The organism is Bacillus cereus group sp. MYBKT111-2, from assembly GCF_051915205.1.
In the GTDB taxonomy this organism is placed as follows: Bacteria; Bacillota; Bacilli; order Bacillales; family Bacillaceae_G; genus Bacillus_A; species Bacillus_A paranthracis.
The window spans coordinates 1-24749 of record NZ_JBQAEG010000009.1; the positions used below are offsets into that span (position 1 = coordinate 1).

Consider the following 24749-nt stretch of genomic DNA (forward strand, 5'->3'; position numbering starts at 1 on the left):
CCGTTCAAATAACGTAGAACGATTTGTATTTTTTCATCAGCTGTAAATTTAGCCATAGAAAAACTGCACCTCCAATTGTTAGACTGTGTCTAACAATTGGGGTGCAGTTCAATTTAGGACGCTCTTCCATATAAACACTAATAAATGTTAATTATTCTTTATAAAAAACTTATCTCTACTTAGCCATTATCAAACTATAAAAACAATCGAATGGAACCTCCAAAAATCTTTAATGAATAATTTTATCCATCAAAATCCTTTACTAATTGTTTTTATCCTTGTTTATCAGATGGATTCGATTTTGTATATATTCTGCAAAGGCCATTCTACATACATCTGCTTCTGATAATCCTAATTGTTTTCCTATATCGTTCAGTTTCTCTTTCATTTCTTGTTCTACCCGTATGTTAATAGTTACCTTTGACACATTCGACACCTCTAAATTCTATATATATAGAGGGCCAATATGACCCTCAAAAATTTTTAATCATGCTCATAAGCAAACATTCCAAGTGAAACCCCTTTTTCTTTATGTTCCACTTGAAGTAGTTCAATACCTACTGTATTGTAATAACGATTACTCATGACACATTCAAAATGAGAACGAATGTCTTCATTGTTATGAGCTGTTAGACAAAACAGTTGTATTTTGCTATTTCTAGCTAATTCCATTATTGGTTTTACTACGTGTTCTGATGAAGCTTTACCAAAAGGATTATCAGCAATAATGACTTTCCAGGAATCGTCTCTAGCGTTAACTTTTTTACGCAAATATGTTACAAGTATCATAAACATGGACATATAGGAACTGAATTCTTCTCCACCGGACCATTTAGAAACTTCATCCCAAGGTTTCCAGTTTTCTGGACTGGTCGTCATAAGTGATTTCTTTCGTGGTTTATATATACTAACCAAACACTTCTTGATAGGTGCAATTTTATCTAATAATACCACTGTATCAAGTTTTTGTACTAGGTATTCATTCAATTCATTTTCTAGTTTGTTATCTCGCTTCATTCGTTGTAAAGTTTCCAGAATGGTTTGGACATGGTAATGTAAATTACTATGAGTGGTTTCATTATCAAAACGGTCCCATCTCATTTTAATCAATTGCAATTCATAACCAAATACTTTCACTTTAGAGAATTTCGGGATTTCAGTTACGTTCTTATAAATAGCCTCTACTCGCTGAAAACATAAATCTACCAGTTTTACCTTATCCTTTTCACATTCTGTTATCTTTCGCTTTAAATCTTCTTCAAAAGCATTAATAGTGTCAAAGATGCGATTAAACGATTCTAAAATAAACTCTAACTCAAATATTTGATCACTTGTTTTCAATTTTGACAAACCATTCGCAAATTGTTCAGTTTTAGGGTTATTAGATTCTTGAATCTTCTTTAAATAAGTTTCAAATGATAGGTATACACCATTTTTGCTCTCTTCTAACTTTTGTAACTTTGTTAAGTGCTCATTAGTATGAGTTTGTGCATATTTTTGATATGTTTTTGACTTTGAAATAATTTCTTCTTCCGGTATTAAACCGAATCTTTCATTATATAGAGGAAGATTTTCAATTTGCAAATGTACCATTGCTTTTTCAGCATCTGTTATAGAATTTCTTAACAATTCCTTCTTAGTTACAAGTTCTTTATTAGCTTCGCTCCATTGTTCTTTTGACTGCTTGAAACGGTTAAGTTCTTCTTCATGCTCCCATTCATAAAGGAATACTTCTCTTCCGTACTTCTCATCAATCTCCTTCTTAGCTAATTCTAATTGTTCGGTTTTCCCTTTTAGATTTTCTTCTACTTTTCCTTTTTCAACCTCTATATCCTTTGCGGAAATAGAAAGTGTTTTGACTGTCTCTTTTTGTTTTGTAATTAACTCTTCTAGATTAATTTCTTCAGAGTAGAACACTTTAACTTCTTCGAGAGTAAATCCGATATTATTGATTCGATTTTCAGATTTAGCAAGTTCGTTATTTTTATCTGAAAGATTTCTTTCAAGAAAATTTTTCGCTTGATCTTTTTCAGCGTACTTTTTTTGAGCTGCAGTAAAACGGGCTACGTACTCATTCTTTTCTTCACTGGTGTAACTATCAGACGGTTCAAGCTTCTCGTCCAATTGGTGGTGTTTTCTTTCTTTATCTAATCCATCCATAACAGATTGAATATTTCGTTTCTTATCTTTCTGTCTATCTAATGCTTCACGTTGCTCTATTACTTCCTCTTCACACAGATTAACTTTTGTCCCGTATTGGTCATGTTGGTCTTTTAAATATTTTACTTTTCCAACTAACTCTTCGGGATTTGGGTAAAGGTCTATAAAGCTTTGAAGAAGCTTTATATAAGAATTTCTTTTTTCTATTTTTACTTTTTCATCTGAGATAAATTCACTAATTAATTTGTTATCAATCTCTAACATCTTAATATGTTCATTGGCATTATTTATTTGTTGGTGAATCTCTTTTATATCTTCCGATAATTTCTGGATAGCTTGCATGTTGGATTCCGAGAATGTACTCGAATAACTAGTATGGAATGCTTCTAATGCAGTTAATATTTCATTGTAATTATTGAAGGTTGTTTGTGCAAAAGTTAATTGTTCTTTATATTGAGCAAGCTCCATTTTTAAGCTATCAATAATTTCTTGGATTTTAGCTCTAGATGCGAACCACTGAACATCTAATTGATGATAGAGATATAACTCATCATATAGAGGGAAAAGTTCATCTATTTTTGCATCTACTGATTTTGTTTGAATTTGAAGTTTACTCTTTATATAAAACAGTAATGGTACGTTTAACAGTTCTTTATTCAAGCTATTCAAGGATTTTTTGACTTCCGTTAAATTTGGTTCTTCAACCAATAACGTATAAGGAAGCAATGGATAGGAATTAAGGTACTGATTTTTCATTTCTTCACTAGAAAGTTCCGATAACCATTCACTACCTAACATAGTAATAACACCTTTTTGTTCTAGATGTTGTTGAACCTTTAATAAAGTTTCGTCAGGAACAAAGTAATCGTATGATTCCCAAAGATTAAGTTTCTGAGTTAAATCATGAATATACTGTTTAAGTTCATCTATTTTTCGTTCCGTTTCCACTTTTTGATACTGATAATACCGAAGTAACTCCTGCATATCTTCAAATATGTTTATCGTATTTTTCCCATCGTCTGAAAGAAGTGAAAGTAAGTTATGTTTCTCCTTTTCAAATGTGGTATGTTCGTCCTTTAACGAAGTAATTTCATTATTTTTGTTTTGCATAACAATTCTTTGACTTGTTACAAACTCGCGCTTTTCATCTATTTCCTGTTCGTTTAATTGATTTTTCTCTTCTTTTTGGGTAATAGTCACTGAAGATTGTTTTTGTTGTTCACTTAGTGATTTGAACTTGATAGATGGGTAATATCCAGCTTCTTCACCTAATTCATCTATCAGTTTTTGTTTACCTTTTTGGTAGTTACTTAAATCATTTTTTGCATCCTTATACTCGCCATATAAATCTAGTTTCTCCTTCTCTAATCGTTTTCGTTCTGCACCTTTACGATTAATTTCTTCTACTGTAAATTTGATGTTGGTGTTAATATCCTCCAAAGCAAATTGTTGTTCTTCTATGAGAAAATTTAACGCCTCTGTTAAGAGAGTTTTAGATTCATTTCTTCTCTTTTCTAATTCTGGTTCACTTGCTGTTAAAGAAAATATATCTTCATTTAGCTGCAGTACTTTTTTATGAATATCTAGATAATCTCCATATTCTTTTTTTGCTTCTAGTTGTTTTAGTAATGCCTTTGCTTGTTTTAGTTGTTCTGTTTTCATTTTAAGTTCATTTTCAACAGCAGCTAGCTCTATTTCTTTTGCTTCGATTTGTCCATTTAAAATATGAGCCTTATAGCTATCAATCTTCCAATCCGCTTCATGCATCAATGCTTGATTTTTTTCAATATCTCCAATTAAGATATGGGTCTTTTCTTTCTTATCCGCAATTTGAAGTTCAATACTTTTCTTTAACTTAACTACATGCTTTTGCGCTTCCGCAAAGGATTTCTTTTTTACTTGAAAGTCTTCTACCGCTTTTACCATGTCTTCAGCACAATTTTTTATCCTTTGGAAATCATCCAAGTCTCTTTTCATATCCGGAATACTTAATAGATTTTTACTGTATTCTTTAAAGTACGTTTGAATTTCCTTTTTCTTTTCTTCGCTGTCAAATATAGTGTTTTCAACTTCTGGGATAAGAAGTTTCACTAATAAGTCATACGTGCTGGATGCAGTTTTGAAGTAATTATCTACTCCACCTTCGTCTCCATTAATCTTTTGTATCATCTTCCATTCATCTTCAATAAGGTGGAATCGTTTTAATTCCTTTTTATAATCACGATTGACATCAAATATACGAATATCATTTTGTCTTAAAAACTTGCGGTATTCATTTAGTCTTGTTACTTTCCCATCTACTGTGGTAGGAAGGGTATTGATATTTAATGTGTCCCCTCTGTTATAGGTAAACAGATATGTGAAATAATTTAATTCTTCTGTTTTTGTTTCCCCATTCATATAGGTAAACCCTAAACATAAGTATTCATACGGAAGATTTTCTCCATCTAATTTCCATTCTGTCATAATATGACCGGTTGTACCTTTATACACCACTTCTTTTAATAATCGTTTGCTTAAATTTGAGTTAGGACGAACGGTTTGAGTAATTAATTGAATAAAACTGGTTTTTCCTCCACCGTTTTCTAAGATGAATAAGGCATCTTTGGCATTTGGTTCCCACAAGCTGTTTGAAATGATTTTCTTCCCTTCATCTAATTGGATATTGGTCATTCTCACTTTCATTAATCTTGGCATATTATCGTTCCTCCTCCTCTCCCACAGTTCCTTCTTTTGTTACTAGCAATAGATCATGAATTTTGCTCTTGTTCTCGACATTGTGATAATAATGACTAATAATATTTTTCATTTTATTAGTAACAGAAATATTAGTCTGTTCTCTTATTCTGATAAGCTTTTCCTTTTCTAAAAATTTCAACGTTTTTTCAATATACACCCGATGATTATCTTTTGTTCGAATATGGCTTGTAGCACCTTCTTTAAAATCGGCCATTCTGCCCCAGGCTTCTACAATCCCAGCCACGTCCACATCATATTCATCACTTAATTCTTCTAACTTCTCTTCGCCCAGTCGTTCATATTGCTCGATGTATCCATTCATTTTATCCAATAGTTCTTCCATCGGGAGATACATCCGGTCAGCAGACTCCGTATCATATGGTTGTTCTAACTCTGCTATTAAGATGAACAAAATAAAGTAGAATAGATGAATTTCTTTATTGTCCTTAAAGCCTAATTCGTTCTTTAAATCCTCATTTGTATAAGACACCGTTTCATTCTCGATCTCCGGCACCATTTGAATAACGCCATCTTGTTCATCCAGAAAAATCATGACTTTTCCCGTAGGTTCAATTACTTTCCGAATAAAATCTTGAACTCCCCTTTCCTCATACCATTGAAAATATTCATCTTCTTTGCTTGTAATAAATCCTTTTTTACTAAGGGCCACATACAAGGCAAACCCTTTACTTACGATTTCTTCTGTCCACTCCATAAAAGTCACCCCTTGTAATTAACATATCCTTGTATTTCATAGTTCCGATATAGTGAGACCTACCTGTTTCTAATAAACTAAAGGATTCTATCTCTTGTAATGTTACAAATTCACTTGATAGTCTTATTAACATTCTATTAATCTTTTTATCATCCGGGAGGTTCTTCCACACATCTGAAGTTACTTTTTCAAAACGATTGTATTCGGACTGATGTAGTTCTGCAATTAACCCCAACAGTGGATCTGGATTGTAGAGAATATCCTCATAAAGACGTTCATCTTGAGTTTCAATCATTTGGAGAATATCACTTAATAGATACTTGTCCTTCTCAACCAAGTGTTTTAATAAAGCAGTTATATATCGATATTCTTTGTTTTCGATTTCTTCCTTTTTCCTAGCTTCTTCTTCCTCTTGCAACCTCATTTTTTCTTCATCTACTTCAACAATTGCTTCTTCTTTTAGTTGTTTTTTCTTGTATCTCTTTTGAGGAACTAATGCAAGTAGCGGATTAAACGTTTTATGGTGCCTCAAAGGTAGAAATGGTTTAGAAATAGCATTTAATACTTCTTCTGTAGCAGGGGTTTCTATTAGTTCCCTTAGTATTTCTTGTTCAAAATCTAAATGAACTGAAAACGCGTGAATAATGGAAGATTCAAGTGATTCGCTCATAATATTTTGTGTTTTTTGTTTTTCAGTAAATAGGGATTCATGCAAACTAATTGCTTGAAGTAATTTCCCTTCAATTTCTTGGATTATATGGATTCCTTCTTGTTCTTTCTCTGTTAGACTACCTTCATAGAATTCATCAATTTTTTCTTCTACCAATTTTTTTAAATCATCAAATTGTTCGTGTTCTGATTTTAAAGTTTCATCAATTCTTTTTATCATAACTTCAAGTTCAGAACGTTGAGAAACACCAAGAGCATCTTTGATAATAGTATTTTGTAATTTTTTTATTTTCTTTTTTTCATCTTCTATCAAAGTATGCATTTCGTGAACTCTCCTTAAAGCATCGGTGAAAAGCCCCTTTTCAAATTGTCGTTTGAAGAATAATTGAGAAATAGTGATTTGAAGTTCTCCAAATACTTCTTTCGTTTTGAATAGCAGCTCCAATCCCGTTGAAGATAACGTGAAATCGTCTACACGATCTTCTGTATCACTAAAAACGTTCGTTCCTTCTCCATATTCAATTAGATGAAAATAATAAGTTTTTTCTTCTCTTTTATCGAAATTCATAATACGTAAATGTGTGAGCTCTTCCCCTGTTTCGAAGATTTTTAGAAACCAACCAATCTTCGAGCTCGTCTGCTTCTGCTTTGCTAAAATCCTTGTTCCAATATCGCCGGACCACTTCTAAAATGACATATTGTAATTCTTCTTTTGTCGTGTTTTTATTAAATGCTAGTTTGTTTTCGAGCATATAAAGAAGTATATAGAGAGCAACCGTAGGGATAGGTAATTCTTTAAACTTCACTGGTTGTTCTAATCGTAGGATGGGTGAAAACATCGCTACATGCTTTATCCGCTCATTAAAACCTTCTAGCATAGAGTCAATGTTCGTGTTCAAAAAGAACCCTACCTCCTTTCCCCTAATTTACGAAGAATTGCTAAATTCAATCCTTCCTGCGGAATATACGTTTGAATATTCTGATTGATTTTAGTATATTTTTTGAGTTCATCAATATAATCATCTTCAAAAAAATCTGAAAATACTTTTAATGAATTGTCAATAATAGTTTGTTTCAATTTTCTTTCGATGGTTCTCGCCGAAGGTTCATGACCATAACGATTTAAAAGTTCTATATAAAAAGGCGTAAATGGTTTTACTCTGCTATCTATTTTGATTAATTCAGAACAAATATGAATCCCTCTTGCATCTAAATCCCCAAAATAATAGACTTCGTAATCTTCTAGCTTGTATTCTTCTAAGAAATAAAAGCTTCTTTGTATTTTATCCCCTTCCCCGTATATCACCATATCAAAGGTAATTCCGCTCCATGTATCAACGCCATCCATCATTAACTCTTTTACCGAATCAAAGGTATCTCTATTTTCAATAATTAAAATGTTTTTTGGCTTTTTTGAGGGATCTGATTGGTACTCTACAAAAGGTTCATAAGTTCTTCGACAGTTTAAATCCGATAGAGTGAGCCCTAAATTAGCTAAAAACTTTATTCCTTTTTTATCTAAAAGAAACTTTTCGTTTCTAAATAGTTCAAAGGAACGTTCATTTGCTTTTAACATATTCTTTTTGGTGTCACTGTTGTGTGTAAGAAAAGCATGAAGTCGATCTATATAAAACTTCCATTTTTCAAATTCTGCTTCATCATAAAAAGCAGTCATATTGAACAATGGATAATCGGTCATTAACTTTTTAATGTGAGTGGGATTCGTTATTCTTTCTTGTTTTACTAATCTATATACATTAAATACTGGTGGAATCTGATGATTATGCCCTCTTGCTTTTACCGGTCGAATCCTCTCTTCTTCTACCATGTTCTTCAACGTAGTAGAAAATCTAAAATATCCACCATCGTCATCATATTCTTGTTTGAGTAATGTTTTAAGATGATGTTCAATATCTATCGTTTTCACAAAGGTCTTTCTAGATTTATTAATATAATCTATGATAAACGTTTCCCATTTTCTCATTCAAACACCTCCATCAGCTTTTCACATTTATATTACCATTGCATACAATAGTAATCAATATTATCAATTTAAAATTCTGAATATTTATCAAAAAAACATTTACTATTGCAATAAAACACGTAAACTAGACATCTATTCATTTACTATCAAGCTTATTTAGCTTCAAAATTAATAGTACCCAGTTGGTATAGTCACAGCATCTTGGTACAAACCTTTCTTTAAACTCATAGAAAACTAGTTAAAAGCTGGTCGGGATTCTAATCAATAAACTTCACTCTTATAAATTATAACATTTAAATAAAATAATATATAGTACCTTATAAAACCTTGATATAACTTCCACTTGATATTCCCGAAGTATAAAATATATTTGATATAGTTGAACCATTTGTTGTTTCAATTCCGTTGTAAAGGTTCTTCTTCCGCTTTTATTTTTCGTCATAGTAGATTCTGATCAATTATATTAGTTGTCGTTTACCTGACCTTAATTTTTTATATAAAAAACCTCACCACAATTTGATGAGGTTTTCCACACAGAATATTAATGGTTATGCATTAATATTCTCAATCATAAATTACTTATACTATGCAGTCCTGAAAATTACATTTTAAACTTTTACTGTATTCCGGAACATCTAAGACTACATTTAGATCTTCGGCACCTAAATATTTCAGATTCAAATAAACTGAATATAATTCTGCATCCGATTCTGTATCAGTAAAAATTACATGTAAATCAAAAATTGAATTATCTCGTTTAATTTTTACAATAGCGTCCATGGCTTTTGCAATATCAACACTTGTTTCAGACGCAAAAAGATATTCATCATCACAAGTTATTACAAATACACCCGGTAAGTTAGAGTGCTCATCAATAAACTTAAAAATATCTCCATTTAAAACGAACAACTCAAATTTTGAAGAGGAGTGAACATGCTTTTGTAAAGGTAATAAACTGACTCTTAAATTATCGGGATCGATTTTTGCATAATCATCGACCAAATCATTGGCATAATCCAAAAAGCTTTCGATATCAAAGTTTTCTTCCTTTGAATCCGCTTCCCTAAGTTTCCAAGTAAACGTCTCTGAGGGCAATCTAATTCCACATTGTAAAAGAATATCATCATACTTCGCAGTTACAGTATGAATTAGATTAGCGAAATACAAAACTTTCACAGTATGTAACTCATTTATACCTAAAGAACGACATAGTTTATTACAATAATTTGAATAAAAATCCGGATTATCTTTAAAATTCTCATACCAGTAATTACTCATTTGTATACCTCTGTTCTTCATATTTTTTAAAAATATTTTAATATAAAGATATTTAATTGTAAATGAATTATTTATTATTCTTTCTCACTCGTAAAAGCATATAAGGATTGAGCAGAGAGTTGAATCTGTACTACCCCGTAAGTCATTTCCTGCTTCGTAAAAACAAAGGCAAAGATAAAAAGACCTCCCGAAGGAAGTCCATTTTTAATTATATAGTTTTATTGGCGGTTCAAGTATTTGTTCCACCTATTTTTCCTTGATAGCTCTTAAAATTGAACCAGTTACGATTAGCATTGTACCTGCAATAAAGAATGATGCGCTGAGAACAAAGAACCCTGTTAGTATGTTGGAATTGATAATGTAGTTATATGCGTCTCCGCCAACATAAACATGCTTACTTAATTCGCTACTGTATTCATTATTATAATATCCTTCGACTCTATCAATTCCCAAGTAAAGTAATACTGCTGAATGAATATAAAAGATGATTCCCCAAATTGTCCACTTTTTCATTCTGTTCCTCCGCATTTTTAATTTTATTTATACATCCATATAGTTTAATGTTTTGTGGCAACTATATCAATCGACTTCTATGCATTCTCCTTCTCTTTCTTTATTTTTCTTATTCCCCGATAAATTGGTGAGAACTGTTCTCTCAACAAGGTCTAAAAGCTTCCCTGTTCTGAATTTCAATATGATGGTCTTTTTTCCATTTGATCATTTATTTCTCATACACTCCCATTCCTCTTTATCTTTCCCTTCCAGCCCCTAACTCCATCCCGTTCACAATCACGCTTTCTTTCTAACATGTTATAGTATGAGTTTTTTGTCTCTGGAACTGAGTTAGTATGTACAGTAGCATTCATATAAATCATTAACAATACCACCTATACCTACGCTCTCCACAAGTCCTCCTCTAATTGTTGAAATCCCCCCTCTACATCAAAAAAAGAAATGAGTTTCCTCATTCCTCTTACCATTTTACAGGCAGCTAAGTACATCATTTTGTGGTCACAAAATTTACAATAACCATTGCTTTTTAATAGAATTTCATTTATACAAACTTGCAAGATTTCCCCCGTAGCTCTGCAGAGAGCGCGCCACCTTGAACAGATCGAGATCATCATTTAAATTCCACATCCACTTTATTTATAAATAAAAAGAAGAGTATATACCCCATATTCTCTTCTTCCCATAACTAACAATGCACTTTATCCAACTATATGCAACATTCTGTATTAAGTCTCCACCTATTTAATTTAACTCATTGGGTCTCCCTCTACTCCTTGCAAGAATATACCTAAAAAAATAGTAATAAAAATTTTTCATAACTATTTTGGAGGTTCAACGTATTTTTCAAGTATGGTAATCTATTTATATCAGTTGATGGGTTCACGGATATTTCAAACACATATATATCTGGAGGTTATATGAGCTATTTATTGCTTGATAGTATTAAAAATTTATCGAAGCTGTCTGGGGATGAATTAGTTAGTCGAATGCTTCATATTGATGCAAATCATTCGAGACAAGAACAACTATCATGGAAAAATTCTTTATATCAAATGATTCAACAAGTACATTTTGCAGCAATGGATCATCTTTGGTTAGTTGCTGAATATAGTCTTATAGCTGAAAGAAGGATAGATTTACTACTCTTTGGGAAATCCCTAAACGACAAAGAACCTATTGCACTAATTGTTGAACTCAAGCAGTGGGAAAAATTGAAAAAAAATGATGAATCACAAAAAACATATGTAAATGTTGATTTAAGAAATAAGAATGAATATCGAGTTCATCCAGTATTTCAGACAGTTAACTATTGCAATGAATTAAAACTTCATCATGAAAAAGTATCAAGTGGAGAAATTAAAATAAAGGCAATCCAGTATTTGCATAATTTTACGCAGGATAAAACAGTCTTTTTTATTGATGAATACAAAGATTATTACAAGTTCAAGAACTTTTTATTCGTTAAAGGAGAGGAAAAGCAACTACAACGATTTTTAAAAGCAGTGTTTGATCCTTTTGAATCTGGAAAAGAAACTGCTGACTCATTTGTGAATAGTAAATATATAATGAATGAAATCAGTTTTAATGGATTAAAGAATGTATTGGCTGGTAAAGATAATGCAACTATGATTGAAGATCAGCATGAGGTATCTGCACAGATTAGTACAATTTTACGTGAATATAAAAAAAATCCTAGCAATCATGCAATTGTGATTCAAGGAGATGCAGGTACTGGAAAAACTATCATTGGTATTCACTTACTGTACTTGGCACAAAAATTAGGGTTTCAAAGAGATGAACTTGTTTTAACGTTTGCAAAAAGTAAGATGTTAAGAGAAGTTTTGAAGAATGAAGCAGAACTTGATTTTGCCTTTCCATATTTAGACTATATTACAGCGAAAAATTATTCGCTAATTGTAGTTGACGAAGCACACCGAATGTCTAATGTCAAAAATACAATTCGTCGATTGTTTCTCAATGATTCACGACCTAAAATCGTAGTATTTCTACAGGATGATTACCAACGTGTGTTACCTGAAGAGGAAGGTACTAAAGATCGAATTCTTTCTGAGCTTCAAGAAGCAAAAATATTATCCTATTCATATAAACTCACAGTTCAAAAGCGCTCGGGCAATCAAGGAGATTTTGTAGACAGAATCCATAATCTTTTGTATGGGAGAAATAAAATAAAATCCAAGTTCCATTCTGCTTCTTTTTTTGTAGATGGTGATAAATCGTTAAACACCATAGATAGCACCTTACTTTCTTACAAACAAAAGGGAGAAACTGTAAAATGGTTTGCCCCGTATGACTGGGAATGGAAATCGAAAAATAATATTAGTATTCAAGCTGATATTGTAATCGAAGAACAGTCTTTTCAAAAACAATGGAATCCAATGAAAAATCAATATAATTGGTATAAGAGTGTTTATGATCAAGCATTTAATCAAGTTGGTTCAGTGTATACGGCTCAAGGTCTAGATTATGATTATACCGGATTTATCTGGTATGATGATTTATATTGGGACAACAGTACAAAAAATTGGAAATTTAATTTGGATGTCATGAGAGATGCGACCTTTGTAAATCAAGCTCGCTCATACCTAAAGAAAAATAATGCGAATTATAAGCAGGCATATCAGGATATCCTTACTATTGTATTAAATCAATATTATGTACTTTTAACACGTGCTCGCAAAGGAATATATGTCTGGTTTAAAGATTCTGAGACTCAAAAACGTTTTCTAGAAATAATGAAGATAAATAATTTAAATTAATGAAGGTGACAAAATGAAGAATTCTATGGAATTAATTAATAAATTTCGGGACGATCGTGATTGGCGGCAATTTCACAATGAAAAGGATTTAGCTATCTCGATATCTTTAGAAGCAAATGAGCTTTTGGAATTGTTTCAATGGAAAAGTTCTGAAGAAACAAAGAAGAATCCGGAGCGCTTAAAAGAAGAATTGGCAGACGTACTAATTTATTCATATATGATGGCAGATAATCTCGGATTTGATGTAGATCAAATTATTAAAGAAAAACTTAAAAAAAATGAGATGAAGTATCCGGTTGAAAAGAGTAAGGGACATAAAGAAAAATATAATCAATTATAAACAAAAGAAAAGTACACGAGCAGAAACTGAACCGTGTACTTTTTCTTTTATGCATTTATTGTGTCAAGAAAATGCTTTTTCAAATTACTATCTTCAATATAAATCCGAATGCCATCAATTCCTCTAGTCATAAGAGTATAGTAAATGTTTTTGATAAAGGTATTGAATTCTGATTCTGTAAATTCACTTTGAATAGGCTTACCATTTTTATCGAAATAGTTCTCTTTTGGAGCAACGACTTTTCCATTTTTAAAAGTCAAATCTTTCCCTATAATAAGACCTACACAATTGATATCCACTCCTTGAACAGCATGAATTGAGCCAATTTCTTCTTTACTGTTCTTTTTATTCATCCAATCTTCGTGAGTGGAATTCCATTGCCATTGATTGATTCCTTCTCTCCAATCATAGTCAGTCTTATCAGATTTACTAACCCACTCTCTTGCATAACCAGCAATAACACGATTTTGGCTATCTCTAATTAAGTTGTCCATACGATTTACATAAATGAAAAGGTCTTCAATAGAATCTACAAAACCAAAATAAGAATCAGGATCAGGATTTGTAAATAGCGATTTATCAAAAGACGCATCATCGGAAATTTGTAATAAATATCTTATTCCTTTGATATAATCATCTGCTGTATATGTTTTTTCCTTGTCATGGATATCTATTCTGAATTGAGTTTCCAACGAAATTTCTTTGAATCCTTTCTGTTTTACATACTCATCATAGATATAAGTTGGAATATCAGAAGGTCTGATAGACTGATAACGATCATAAAATAAGATTAAGGAAGAAGTAACATTTGATAGTAATTCTAGACTAGTCTTTGTTTTATCCCCATTAAAATATTGTCGTTCAGTAGGGTGTAGCTTCCCATAAAAACGAGGGAGTCTATGTGCCTCATCGACGATGATATAATCGTATTTTTCTTCAGTGCCTAGCAACATCCCCCAAGTTCCAACTTTAACATTTTTACTAATCTCATAGTCAGAAAAAATGTCATTCGCACTTTTTCTCCAATTGGCTTTGACAACTACACCAATTTTCTTCTCTCCATTGTATTTGTCAAATAGTTGTGCAACTGTGTTTGTCATCAAGACCGTTTTACCAGTTCCACTTCCACCTTCAATAAGAAAGTTTCCCCCTTCATCGATAAAGCGATTAATTATTTGTTGTTGCTCTGGTTTCAGATCCATAAACGGTGAATACTTAGCTAAAATTCGACGCTTCAAATAAGAGACGTTTTTATTATTTATACAACCTAAATCAAACAAATCCTCTTGCCAAAAAGGAGTAATGACTAACGCATCAAGTTCTTTACTATCTTGTTGATGATTTGAAAGGTTCCCTCTAGTTTTATTATCAATTTCTATTTTTCTTTTATTTTTCGTATTGTCTGTTATGAAAAGTGTAATCAGTCGTTTTTCAAGATAGTCTAAATTTTTATCCACTAGCTGTCCATAGAGTATAACTAGTTTTTTAAATTTGGACATTATAAACTTTGGCTCTTGGCTACCGCAATGCTGTTTATGACGATTTTTCAAATGCTTTGTTTGTCCGATATAGCAATTTTTATCGCCAATGTATACATAGATGATGTCGCGATTCAGCAGTAGTGTTTCTTCCAACTTAGATAGTATGGTTGTATCAAGAGTACCATCTGGATTGATATCAAATATTTTTGTATTATATTTTTTGCTCATACTTTTCCAACTTTCATTTTTTACCCATAATTATACATCATTAACCAATAATGGTTAAGATTTCGTTTTATAGTTTCTCAACTGTATACTTTAATTTGGTCTCTTATTCATTACTTAATTCCCTTTGTATCCAAGCGCTCTTCCCAATATTCAATACTTCTAAAACTTCCCTAAACAACACCGATCCCCTACTAACAACCAACTCCAAAGAAACTTCCTTAACTCGCCCATCTCTCTCCACCATAACAACCCCATTCTCATAATCAACCCAAATCTGAACATCCTGCACATAATAACTCTTAATAGAAGATGCTTCATCTAAATTACGATGATCCAACTCAACCTTAACCTGCTTCGTAAAACGACGCAGCGTCTTCCAAAGAGTTCGTTCTTCTTTTGATTTCATGAAGAGTTCTGGAAGTTCTTGGACTTCTTTTAATAGTGGCATAGTTGTTATTGTGTATGTTTGAATGCCATATCCTACTGGACGGATGAGGTGATCTAGTTTTTTCCATGGCTCTAGTTCGAAATGCACATACTCATCTTTTTGTTGCATTTGAATGTGTTTAATTTTTGCTACGTATTGAATGCCACCTTTTTCTCCGTGCCATTTTTTCGGTGCATATAATGCAATGTACTTTGCTTCTTGCCATCCTGGTTTTAGCTGTTTGATTAGTAATTGATATACACCATTCTTTCTATACGTTTCATAGTCACCTTCAGTTTTTACGCTGCCTACTAATACTTTTTCTTCTAGTGAGGAGTGCCATTCTTCTTTTGTTCCTCGTGGAAGAATACCTTCTCTTATAATTTCTTCTGGGCTCTTTTCAATAAGGTGATCTAAAAATTGTTCGACCAGTCTTGTTGCGTTTGGTAAAAACGGGAAGCCACCGATATTTACTTTTTCTATACTTTTATAAAACGGATGGTTCTCATATGCTTCCTCTTGGTTCCATGGGAATAATACGTACGCTCCGTAAGCTGTCCGCTCAAAAGGTCCCTCTTGTTCCACAACTAATGCGTCTCTGTAACGGTGCATTGTATTAATGTCTTCTTCCATTGGGCCAGGAGTACCATACTTCTTTTTATAATGAGACCTTTCAGCAAAATCAATTCGGTATTTCGCATCAAAAATGTATTGATATTGATAGTTCTTTCCCTTTTTCTCAATAGCGAGCATCGTATCTGGTTTTTGTGTAACTGTTGGTAGTCTACCGTTTCTTTTCTGGAAATAAAGCTCTATTATTTCATCAGTAACTGGATGCTTAAACGCTCTTTTTGCAGTTTTACTTTCATCAAGCGTTACGTATAACCCGTCTTGCTTAACTTGAATAACATCTTGATGGAGCGGTATGTACTTTTTCGATAGAATTTGTCCGAGTTTTAAATACGTCCAGTATTCGTATAATCTAGCCACATCCTTTACCGACATTTTAAAAATTTGTCCTCGTAATGTTAAACCTCGCGATAGCATTAAGAAAATTTGATACGCATCTCTATAGCCTGCAGCCATTTGGATAACGAGTGAAAAGACTGAGCGATCTAATTTTCCGATTCCTCTCCAAAATGGATCGTTCAATTCATTTTTCATTCGATACTTCATATTTCTTACACGTTCTAACAAATCTTCATCAGTTACACCACGTGTATATCTAGACTTTGGCTCTAGCGCCTTAAGTAAATCATCTATTTTATGTACGACTCTTTGAATCATCCATTTAACAAATCGATTTTCCAGCGTATCATAAGAAACTTCCTTATAAGCTGTAATGCCTTTAGTCGGTATATTATTTTCTCCTTGCAGCAAGTGTGGTCGCTTTCGCAAATAATTCATTCCGACAGAATCCAATTTACGAATTTTTTCTCCTCGTACTAGTTGATGTCTAGTCATAAGCGTATGATGTGGTTGTCTTTTTATATGAGAGATTGATTTCATAAATCGCTCAAAGGAATCATTTAAAATACGATAGAACTCACTCTTCGATGGATTTGTAGCGTAAATTGCAGATGCTCCTAAGTAAGTTCTCTTTAGTAAATGAAACGCTAAATTATAAATTTCATCATTTACTTCATCTAATAAGGCTTTGTAATCATCCTTATAATCCAGTTTTGCCGGGAAAACTTCAAATGTAACAGTTAATAAAGTATCTTTATCATCTTTAATTTCAAACCTTGTATTTCCTACTTCATTTGGAAACGAAAGATTCCCCATTAACACATGAAGTGATCCCATTTGAATAGAACTAACTTGTTTTCGAAATCCTGGATGTTCATGATAAAAAGAGAGCTGCTTGTTATTTTTCGGAACAACAACAAGCTGATAACTTCTATTTTCAAAAAAGATTGGTGGATGTTCATTCCATTCATCCAGCCTCTGCAACCTTGCATCAAATACAGAAACGGATTCCGTCTTCCCATCTACATGAAAATACATCATTTCATCTGCGTTCATAGCATGATATTCTTTTAAACTCTCATATTTTTCATGATAAGGATTTCCTTTAATCGTCAATGATAGCTCCTCTGTTTCAATCTTAACTAGCTCTATCTCATTATTAGATCCAGAAAGAGGTGAAACCATCATACTCGAACCTCCTTAACATATGAGACAGCTTGTTAGCAGAACGAGGATACTTAGCATATGAAGCGTCACTATTGCTACTATCATATTCTTCATTTGCACATAATACATACAACTGCTTTAATACCTCTTCTGTTCTTCCATCACTCCCTGCAAGACGCGGTAAAATCTTTTGATATATTTGATAATCCAGCGCTTCATCAAACGATAATAACTTTCCTTGCTCGTTGTATGCCATATAGAAACAAATTTCATCTCGTATACGATATCCAACTTGAGCTCCAATTGATTCAAGTGTTTTATTTATTTCTATTAAAACGCTCGATATATTTCTCACAAGATCTTCGTTTTCTTTAAAGCATTCTTTTAAATGAAGGTATTCGGTTTCTAAAGAGCGATTTGCAGCAATTTCTGCTTCCTTCTCTTCTACATCCATTAAGAAATTAAAATAATCTAAGTTAACAGTATTAAACTCAATTGTATTGGCACGATCTAATACTTTCTTACTTAACGGATGTGTCGTTTCATCCATATTGACAGTCCCAATAATGTATACATTTGATGGAATCGTAATATGCTTATTCGCAATTGACTCAGGAAGAACAGGTGACGTAACAATTTTTCCATCTTTCCATTTACGACTCTCGATTACACTTAAAAAGTCACTAAAGTAGTATTCCACTCGAGCTAAGTTCATCTCATCCAACACTACAAAGTACGGTCTATTTGGATTTGCATCTGCAGCTTCAAGCACCTTAATTAACGGTCTTTCTTGAAACTCGCCTTGAAGATTCACATAGCCAAGCAAATCAGAACTATCACTCCAATCAGGTCTAACCGGAATAAGCGTAAATTGTCCATTCTCTTCCGTAGCCCCTAAACTCTCCGCAAACCACTGAACAATTTTCGTTTTCCCTGTACCTGAAATACCTGATAAAATTACAAATGGCTTTGTTTTTAATGAAAGGAAGAAATTAATAAGATCCTTTTTCTCATAAAAGAAACCTTTACTTTGAATATAAGAGGACACATGATCGATAATTGATTGTTGATCTAAATACACTTCTTTCCTTTCATAAATCATTTCATATTTCGTTCCTTCCTCTTTATAAGCTATGAATCCCTCATAATAGCGAAGCATTTCTTCTAGGTCCTCTACTAACTCTTTTTCACTTGGCATTTTATTAACATCATACGCAATATAAGCCGCTGTTGAATTCGCATATCCTTTTGCTTTTGGGCTTGTCCCTAGGAAAATCTCATCATCTTTTTTCACCTTTTGGGACATATGTATTTGTTCACGAATCTCTTCTTTAATTTTTTGCATCTCTTCTTTAGTCGTTTCTGTCACACCTTGCGCCAGCGTTAAATATAATCGCTCCATATCTTCACTAAACAAATAAACGATATAATAACCTCTCTGCGTAGATGTCGTAATATCTTTATTCATAATCGCAAGCCATGGAACAGCAGCCCAATTCCCTTGTCCCACTGACCCTGTAACAACATACTGACTATGATCAATAAATGGTAATCTCGTTATTTCCGTTGTCATTTCATTCCTAACAAACGATCCCATTTTATGCCCCGCAAATCTTTCTGTTCTTGCCTGTAAGTACTCATTCATAACTGTTAAAAACTTTTCACGCAAATTACTGTTCATACTACCGCCCTTTTCTCCATCGTCTTTTGCATATTGTTCAACAGGAATCCATTCATCATTAATTAGTCCTACTTGTTCAAGCCAATCTAATAAGTTCCCCGTACGCCTCTTCGCTACCGATTCAACCATCAAATTATCTCCTAATGAATTTCGGACAATTGTCATTCCAAAATCAACTAGAGCTTCTTTCTTTTCACCCTTTGAATATTTCTCTAACAATCCAAGAACAAATAAAGCATGTCGGAAATATTCCTGCTTTAAAACTAACTGTGCAATGTAAGCATTCTTATCTTCCGACTGAACATATTCATTTAATAAAAGCTGATTCATTTCATGAGATTCATTCAAAAATCCCAGTAACCTTAAATCCTGACGCGCGCGGGACTTCCTACTATATAAATTTTCATCCATTTGTTCACTTAACGTACTTGGATTATATGTACCATTTATGATCTCTTCTAAAAAGAGTATGACTTTATCATATTTTTCACTTGGTAGGTTATCGGTTTGGAATTCTTTAAATGCAATAGCTCCTGATTTCATTACATTCACAAATGGCAGCTGTGAAAAGAAAGCTACCAAGAAATTATTCATTTCACTTGCTTGTCCAAAACCCTCCCTCTTTACTGTGCGTATATCAATAAACTTTTGCCAAGCGTTCTTAAGGAGCTCAGAACTCACTTTAAAATAAGATGATGCTTCCTTTTCGTATTGCTCACGTAAAAATTTGATTTCAACGTCTAAGTCTCCATTATCTTTATTTCTAACCAAATAAGTTTTATCACTATTTATATCTTCAACCTGCTTTGTTAATTTAGCCAATTCAATTATGAGTTGCTCTAACATTTTCATCCCCACCGTTACAATAAATTACAATTACTACTATTTTACCAAACTATGTATAAAAGAAAAATCATACAATTTAATGTATGATTTTCTACTCTACTATTTAAAATACTTCTGATAATCCTCTTCATTTTTAAATTCAATCGGCCCAACATCCATTCGGAATTTTCCATTCTCGTACAATAGTGGTGAGGCCTCTGAATGGTCTTTTGAGTAGCTTTCTACATGTGAAATTTTCATCTCATTTGAATTGGTGAAATCAATATGAGCAATGCACACCCAATAAGCGTGGTCATTTATTTCTAATAATGGTGCTGTTACAACGCTTCCCATATGATTATCGACAACAGCTTTAGCCTTCATAGAATAGAAACTACCTATTCCATTTCCGACAGCACTATATGCAGCAAATAAAACATATTTTAAAGCTTCTGGTCGATAAATACGAATTGTTTCTTTTCCTGGTTCTTGCGAATCACCGTCCAATACAATATACGGCGATACTTTAGACGAACCTAGATTTTTATAATAAACCTTTCCTATCTCTCCATTCGTTGTTACGTAAAAACAATATAAGTCTAAATCTTTATTTGTTTCCCACTCTAAAGTAGCTGTTACCATTTTAGATTTTTGTATATTGATAGATTGTTTTTTCTTCAATTCAACCTTCACTGCGTTAATAGTTTTTTGTACTGGAGGCTTAGTAGGAACTATTTTCTTCTCTACAGGAGGAGCAATTTGTTTTTCATCCTCTGCGATTTCTATTCCAAAATTTGTACACAATGCAGCTAATCCACCAAAATAACCAGCTCCAATAGGATTGAACTTCCATCCTCCTCCATGTCGATATAGCTCTCCAACAATAATGGCACTTTCATCTGTAAATGGATATGTAATAGGAAAATGAATAATTTCTAAACCTGATTGTGCGTTACTTATTTTCAATTGAATATGGGAAACATCTCGTAACGCCTGTTTCTTCCCTTCCGCATTATGAATTGTAATCGAAAATACAATCTTTTGTACCTCATCTTTTATATGAGTAAAATCTATCGAAAATCTTTGTTTACTTCCATTTGTTTCATTTTGATTCAATTGAACAGATCGACAACTAGAATAAGGTTGTCCATAGAAAACGAAATCTTCTTCTTTAGTAATTTTCCCGTTAAACCCTACTAAAAAAGCTGATGCATCTACATCCATATTCATCAGGGCATTCCAAGTTAAATCTACCAGTAATCCTTTCATTTCTGGATGATTCTTTGTAACATCTATCTTTTGTCCCCTTACTAAAGTATGTATCATCATAATTCCTCCGTCTTACACCTTTAATATTTTTTATTCATTTTAATTATACTCCTCTTTAGATTTCCCTTTCTATCTTAAATATGAAAACATTATAAAAGAAAAAATCTATATAAAAACTTATTAAACCAGCTAATCTCTATTTAAAATTCTAAATAAATATACTAAGAATGATGTCAATATTTCATGAGTACAGGTGGCTAAAATTACTTATCAACTCTAGCTCCACCAACCATCCCCCCATACCAACCACTACTCTCCTCCAAAAACCCCCTCGCATCCCCACTCCCCTTATAAAAACTCTCCCAACCCCGCTCCCTCAAAATCCCCTTCCAACTATCACTCTCCACCATCTTCTTAATAATGCTATCCCAATAAGCAACCTCTTCCTCCGTCATATCTTTCGGGCCCATAATGCCTTTCCAGTGCTGGAATATGACGTCGATGCCTTGTTCTTTCCATGTTGGGATTTCTGGTAGTCGATCTAGTCGTTTTGGTGCGGATACGGCTAGTATTTTTATTTTGCCGGCTTTGTATTGTTTTTCGGCTTCGGATAGGGTCATGGTTGCGGCACCTATTTGTTTGTTCGTTAGGGCGTTTATGATTTTTTCTTTGTTTTCGTAGACGAAGAATTGTAGTTCGGCAGGGTTTATCCCGAATGCTTTACTTACTTGTACGAAGGATAGGTGATCGTCGTTTCCTAGGCCTGGGGCAACGCCGATTTTGAAGTTATTCTTGTTTTGTTTTAGTTGTTCCATTAGTTGATTTGCGTTTTCTATGTTTGATTCGTTTGATACGACAACAACTTCCCAGTCCGATGCTAATGTTGCGAGCGGTGTGAAGTCTTTATATGTTAGTTTACTGTGGCCTAGTAGGTTGTTCGTTATGAGTAAGCTTGAGTTAATCGCCAGTACGTGACCGCCTTTTTGTTTCGTATATTTCCATCCGACATCACCACTACCACCTACTTTGTTTGTGACAGTAATTGGTTTTGTGAAGATTTTTTCTTCTGTTAGTGTTTTTTGCATTGCTCGCGCTGTTAAGTCCCACCCTGCTCCTTGGACGTTTGGCGCAACGATTTCTACTTTGTTTATGTTTACTGTATTCGTTTGAGTTTTTTCCGAAGAACAACCCGCTATTACTCCTGTCATGATCCATATACATAGTAATAATCGTTTTTTCATAGTCCTCGTCCTATTCGATATTTTCGTTCTGGTCGTCCGATAATACCGTATGTGTACTCTACTGTGCATTCGTTTGTCGCTACTAAGTATTCTAAATATCTTCTTGCGGTTGTTCTGGAGGCCCCCATTTGTTCTCCCATTTCTTCTATTGTAATACCCTCTTCGAATCCTTTTATAATGCCTTTCACTTTTTGCAGTGTTAACGGATCGACACCTGTCGGTAAGTTTTTTATGTCTTGTGTTTGCGAAGTCCCGAAGAAATTATCGATAAGTGCTTGATTTACTTCATTGTTACTATGTAATAGTTGCTTCTTTCTTTTATAGTCTTCAATTGTGCGAACAAATTTTTCTAACGTGACTGGTTTTATAAGGTAGTTACTTACGCCGTTTCGAATTGCTTTTTCTAACATATGGTTTTCATTCGCCGCAGTAACCATAATGACGTCGACGTTTGGAAAGTCTGCATGGATTTTCGGTAATAAGTCTGTTCCGATTCCGTCTGGTAAATAGTTATCTAATAGAAGCAAGTCGATTTCTTCCCTTTGTAGTAGTTCCATCGTTTCTTTCGCATTCAATGCTTTTCCGATTACTTTTACGTCCTTTATTTTTAATAAAAACTCTTCCTGAATTTGCGCGACGCGGAAATCATCTTCTGCAATTGCAACCTTCAACATATGTCCATCCCCCTGTTTGTCATGTACTTTCTCTCAATGTTTTCGGAAGGTAAATTGTAAAAATAGCTCCCCCATTTTTCTCATTCTGAATCTCAATTGTTCCTTCTAGTAGATCTACCATTTCTTTCACGTTTGCTAGTCCGTAACCACGATTGTTTCCTTTCGTTGAAAATCCTTTTTGAAAAATGGTCGTTATTTTTTCTGTCGGTATCCCTATCCCACTATCTATCACTTCAAATACAATATCGTGCCCAATATCCGTCACAAAGAAGGAAACACTCTTTTCCTCTTGCCCACTCACCGCATCAAAAGCATTATCGATTATGTTTCCAAGTATCGTAATAAGGTGCGAAACTTTTATATGGTCTGGTAACGGATGAAGTGCACTATCTCCTTCAATATGAAAATCAATTTTCTTCTCAGACGCTGTTCCGATTTTTCCTAATAAAATAGCTTGTACTTTCGCATCGTGAATTTGATGGAATAAAATATGGTTTTGGCTTTGATGAATATTAGATTCTTGCTGAATAAATTCAATCGCTTCCTTGTAATGTCCTAACTGAAGTAATCCTGATAAGACAAAAAGCTTATTTGTAAATTCATGCGTTTGAGCACGTAAGTCCTCGGAATACTTTCTTACCTCAGATATCGTATTCACTAGGTTTTGCAGTTCTGTTTTATCTCTAAAACTACATACAACGCCTACCGTACTATTATTTTCGAGTATCGGTGTCATGTTTAAAATAAACACTTTATCTTGAAATGCGATTTCTTGATCAGTTTCTAGCACTCTTTCCATATGAAATTCCGGTAAAACTTTTGAAATGTGTTGCTGCATATAATCACCATTTACATGAAGCATTTCTTCTGCTGATGTGTTCATCATCGTAATAAAACCGTTTTGATCAATGGCGATAATCCCTTCTTTTATAGATAGTAGTATCGCGCTTCGCTCCCGGTATAGCGCTGCAATTTCATTCGGCTCTAAACCGAGTGTATCTTTACGAATGCTACGTGCTAAAAGAATGCCACCAACAATGCCCGCTACTAATACAGCTAAGGAAAAGAGGATAATTTCTTTCGTTCTACTCAATATGTTAGATTCAATGCCTTTTATTAAAAACTCTACTGTCACAACGCCTACTACTTGATCGTAATCTCCGTTATGAACAATAATGGGCGCTTTCGCCATTAAAACTGGACCACTTTCACCATTTCCTTCAAGCGTATAATAACCACCAAAAGTGAGTGCTTCATAGTTATATGGATTGTTACTCTTTGTACCAATCAACTCCGAATTAGAATTCGAATACATAATCCCATAGCGATCTTCTATAATGACAGTATCGGCACCAGCTTGCTCACGAACTTGTTCCGCAATGGATTGAATCGTACTTTTATGCTCGTTATTTTGAAAAGCATCTTTTATAGCAGGCATAAAAGAAAGCGACTTCGCTGTTTGCAGTGCTAGTTGCTCCACTTGGCGCTTCGTATCAACGGACTGAATGTAAACAAATATTCCAGCTAATAGGAGAACGACAAATAAAATTAACGCGATAATTAAGCTTACTATTTTCGTTTGTAATGACACTTTGCGTGATTTCTTCATACT

At 33.4% G+C, this 24749-nt stretch carries 16 protein-coding genes; 2 read left to right on the plus strand and 14 right to left on the minus strand.

The window, feature by feature from the left end:
- Positions 1–483: 483 nt before the first annotated feature.
- From ACTFNE_RS21480 to ACTFNE_RS21510, 7 genes are all read right to left on the minus strand, one after another.
- Positions 484–4857 (minus strand): hypothetical protein, encoded by a 4374-nt coding sequence (locus ACTFNE_RS21480; RefSeq protein ID WP_270705294.1) that lies wholly within the window; start codon positions 4855–4857, stop codon positions 484–486.
- Position 4858: 1 nt separating this feature from the next.
- Positions 4859–5614, minus strand: coding sequence for a DUF6063 family protein (locus ACTFNE_RS21485; protein ID WP_270704122.1), 756 nt, complete (start codon positions 5612–5614; stop codon positions 4859–4861).
- A complete protein-coding gene (locus ACTFNE_RS21490; protein ID WP_270705296.1) occupies positions 5586–6851 on the minus strand; it encodes a hypothetical protein in 1266 nt (421 codons plus the stop codon). The genes ACTFNE_RS21485 and ACTFNE_RS21490 overlap by 29 nt, the downstream gene beginning before the upstream one ends.
- Entirely contained in the window at positions 6838–7182 is a 345-nt protein-coding gene (locus ACTFNE_RS21495; protein ID WP_270705298.1) for a hypothetical protein, read from the minus strand. Before ACTFNE_RS21495 ends, ACTFNE_RS21490 begins: the two co-directional genes overlap by 14 nt.
- Before the next feature lie 8 nt (positions 7183–7190).
- Complete coding sequence (locus tag ACTFNE_RS21500) at positions 7191–8267, minus strand: Wadjet anti-phage system protein JetD domain-containing protein (RefSeq protein ID WP_270705300.1); 1077 nt, start codon at positions 8265–8267, stop codon at positions 7191–7193.
- Between the two features lie 579 nt (positions 8268–8846).
- Positions 8847–9545 carry a hypothetical protein gene (locus ACTFNE_RS21505; RefSeq protein ID WP_270705302.1) on the minus strand — a complete coding sequence of 233 codons (699 nt, stop codon included), beginning with the start codon at positions 9543–9545 and terminating at the stop codon, positions 8847–8849.
- Between the two features lie 246 nt (positions 9546–9791).
- Positions 9792–10058, minus strand: coding sequence for a hypothetical protein (locus ACTFNE_RS21510; RefSeq protein WP_270705303.1), 267 nt, complete (start codon positions 10056–10058; stop codon positions 9792–9794).
- 917 nt (positions 10059–10975) lie between these two features.
- On the opposite strand from ACTFNE_RS21510, the gene ACTFNE_RS21515 reads away from it, so the two are divergent.
- Both ACTFNE_RS21515 and ACTFNE_RS21520 read left to right on the plus strand, forming a co-directional pair.
- Complete coding sequence (locus tag ACTFNE_RS21515; protein ID WP_270705304.1) at positions 10976–12835, plus strand: DNA/RNA helicase domain-containing protein; 1860 nt, start codon at positions 10976–10978, stop codon at positions 12833–12835.
- A gap of 13 nt (positions 12836–12848) precedes the next feature.
- Positions 12849–13175, plus strand: coding sequence for a nucleotide pyrophosphohydrolase (locus ACTFNE_RS21520; protein WP_044792505.1), 327 nt, complete (start codon positions 12849–12851; stop codon positions 13173–13175).
- A 47-nt stretch (positions 13176–13222) separates the two neighbouring features.
- Here the strand turns inward: ACTFNE_RS21520 and ACTFNE_RS21525 are convergent, their stop codons facing one another.
- The 7 genes from ACTFNE_RS21525 to ACTFNE_RS21555 all read right to left on the minus strand — a co-directional run bounded on the left by ACTFNE_RS21525 (position 13223) and on the right by ACTFNE_RS21555 (position 24746).
- Complete coding sequence (locus tag ACTFNE_RS21525) at positions 13223–14884, minus strand: DNA/RNA helicase domain-containing protein (RefSeq protein WP_270705305.1); 1662 nt, start codon at positions 14882–14884, stop codon at positions 13223–13225.
- Between the two features lie 103 nt (positions 14885–14987).
- Positions 14988–17465, minus strand: coding sequence for a restriction endonuclease-like protein (locus ACTFNE_RS21530; RefSeq protein WP_270705358.1), 2478 nt, complete (start codon positions 17463–17465; stop codon positions 14988–14990).
- Positions 17440–19974, minus strand: coding sequence for an MrcB family domain-containing protein (locus ACTFNE_RS21535; protein WP_270705307.1), 2535 nt, complete (start codon positions 19972–19974; stop codon positions 17440–17442). The genes ACTFNE_RS21530 and ACTFNE_RS21535 overlap by 26 nt, the downstream gene beginning before the upstream one ends.
- A gap of 99 nt (positions 19975–20073) precedes the next feature.
- Positions 20074–21279: a TerD family protein gene (locus ACTFNE_RS21540; RefSeq protein WP_270705359.1), complete on the minus strand. Its 1206-nt coding sequence runs from the start codon at positions 21277–21279 to the stop codon at positions 20074–20076.
- A 206-nt stretch (positions 21280–21485) separates the two neighbouring features.
- A complete protein-coding gene (locus ACTFNE_RS21545; RefSeq protein ID WP_270705308.1) occupies positions 21486–22463 on the minus strand; it encodes a tripartite tricarboxylate transporter substrate-binding protein in 978 nt (325 codons plus the stop codon).
- On the minus strand, positions 22460–23137 hold the full coding sequence (locus ACTFNE_RS21550; RefSeq protein ID WP_098320908.1) for a response regulator: 678 nt from the start codon (positions 23135–23137) through the stop codon (positions 22460–22462). The genes ACTFNE_RS21545 and ACTFNE_RS21550 overlap by 4 nt, the downstream gene beginning before the upstream one ends.
- Positions 23138–23156: 19 nt before the next feature.
- Positions 23157–24746, minus strand: a complete 1590-nt coding sequence (locus ACTFNE_RS21555) for a sensor histidine kinase (protein WP_270705310.1) — start codon at positions 24744–24746, stop codon at positions 23157–23159.
- Between the last annotated feature and the right edge of the window lie 3 nt (positions 24747–24749).

Excerpts from the sequence above, each read along its gene's own strand:
- ACTFNE_RS21480 (WP_270705294.1), bottom strand. The coding sequence starts at position 4,857 with ATGCCAAGATTAATGAAAGTGAGAATGACCAATATCCAATTAGATGAA.
- ACTFNE_RS21485 (WP_270704122.1), bottom strand. The coding sequence starts at position 5,614 with ATGGAGTGGACAGAAGAAATCGTAAGTAAAGGGTTTGCCTTGTATGTG.
- ACTFNE_RS21490 (WP_270705296.1), bottom strand. The coding sequence starts at position 6,851 with ATGAATTTCGATAAAAGAGAAGAAAAAACTTATTATTTTCATCTAATT.
- ACTFNE_RS21500 (WP_270705300.1), bottom strand. The coding sequence starts at position 8,267 with ATGAGAAAATGGGAAACGTTTATCATAGATTATATTAATAAATCTAGA.
- ACTFNE_RS21505 (WP_270705302.1), bottom strand. The coding sequence starts at position 9,545 with ATGAGTAATTACTGGTATGAGAATTTTAAAGATAATCCGGATTTTTAT.
- ACTFNE_RS21510 (WP_270705303.1), bottom strand. The coding sequence starts at position 10,058 with ATGAAAAAGTGGACAATTTGGGGAATCATCTTTTATATTCATTCAGCA.
- ACTFNE_RS21515 (WP_270705304.1), top strand. The coding sequence starts at position 10,976 with ATGAGCTATTTATTGCTTGATAGTATTAAAAATTTATCGAAGCTGTCT.
- ACTFNE_RS21520 (WP_044792505.1), top strand. The coding sequence starts at position 12,849 with ATGAAGAATTCTATGGAATTAATTAATAAATTTCGGGACGATCGTGAT.
- ACTFNE_RS21525 (WP_270705305.1), bottom strand. The coding sequence starts at position 14,884 with ATGAGCAAAAAATATAATACAAAAATATTTGATATCAATCCAGATGGT.
- ACTFNE_RS21530 (WP_270705358.1), bottom strand. The coding sequence starts at position 17,465 with ATGGTTTCACCTCTTTCTGGATCTAATAATGAGATAGAGCTAGTTAAG.
- ACTFNE_RS21535 (WP_270705307.1), bottom strand. The coding sequence starts at position 19,974 with ATGTTAGAGCAACTCATAATTGAATTGGCTAAATTAACAAAGCAGGTT.
- ACTFNE_RS21540 (WP_270705359.1), bottom strand. The coding sequence starts at position 21,279 with ATGATACATACTTTAGTAAGGGGACAAAAGATAGATGTTACAAAGAAT.
- ACTFNE_RS21545 (WP_270705308.1), bottom strand. The coding sequence starts at position 22,463 with ATGAAAAAACGATTATTACTATGTATATGGATCATGACAGGAGTAATA.
- ACTFNE_RS21550 (WP_098320908.1), bottom strand. The coding sequence starts at position 23,137 with ATGTTGAAGGTTGCAATTGCAGAAGATGATTTCCGCGTCGCGCAAATT.
- ACTFNE_RS21555 (WP_270705310.1), bottom strand. The coding sequence starts at position 24,746 with ATGAAGAAATCACGCAAAGTGTCATTACAAACGAAAATAGTAAGCTTA.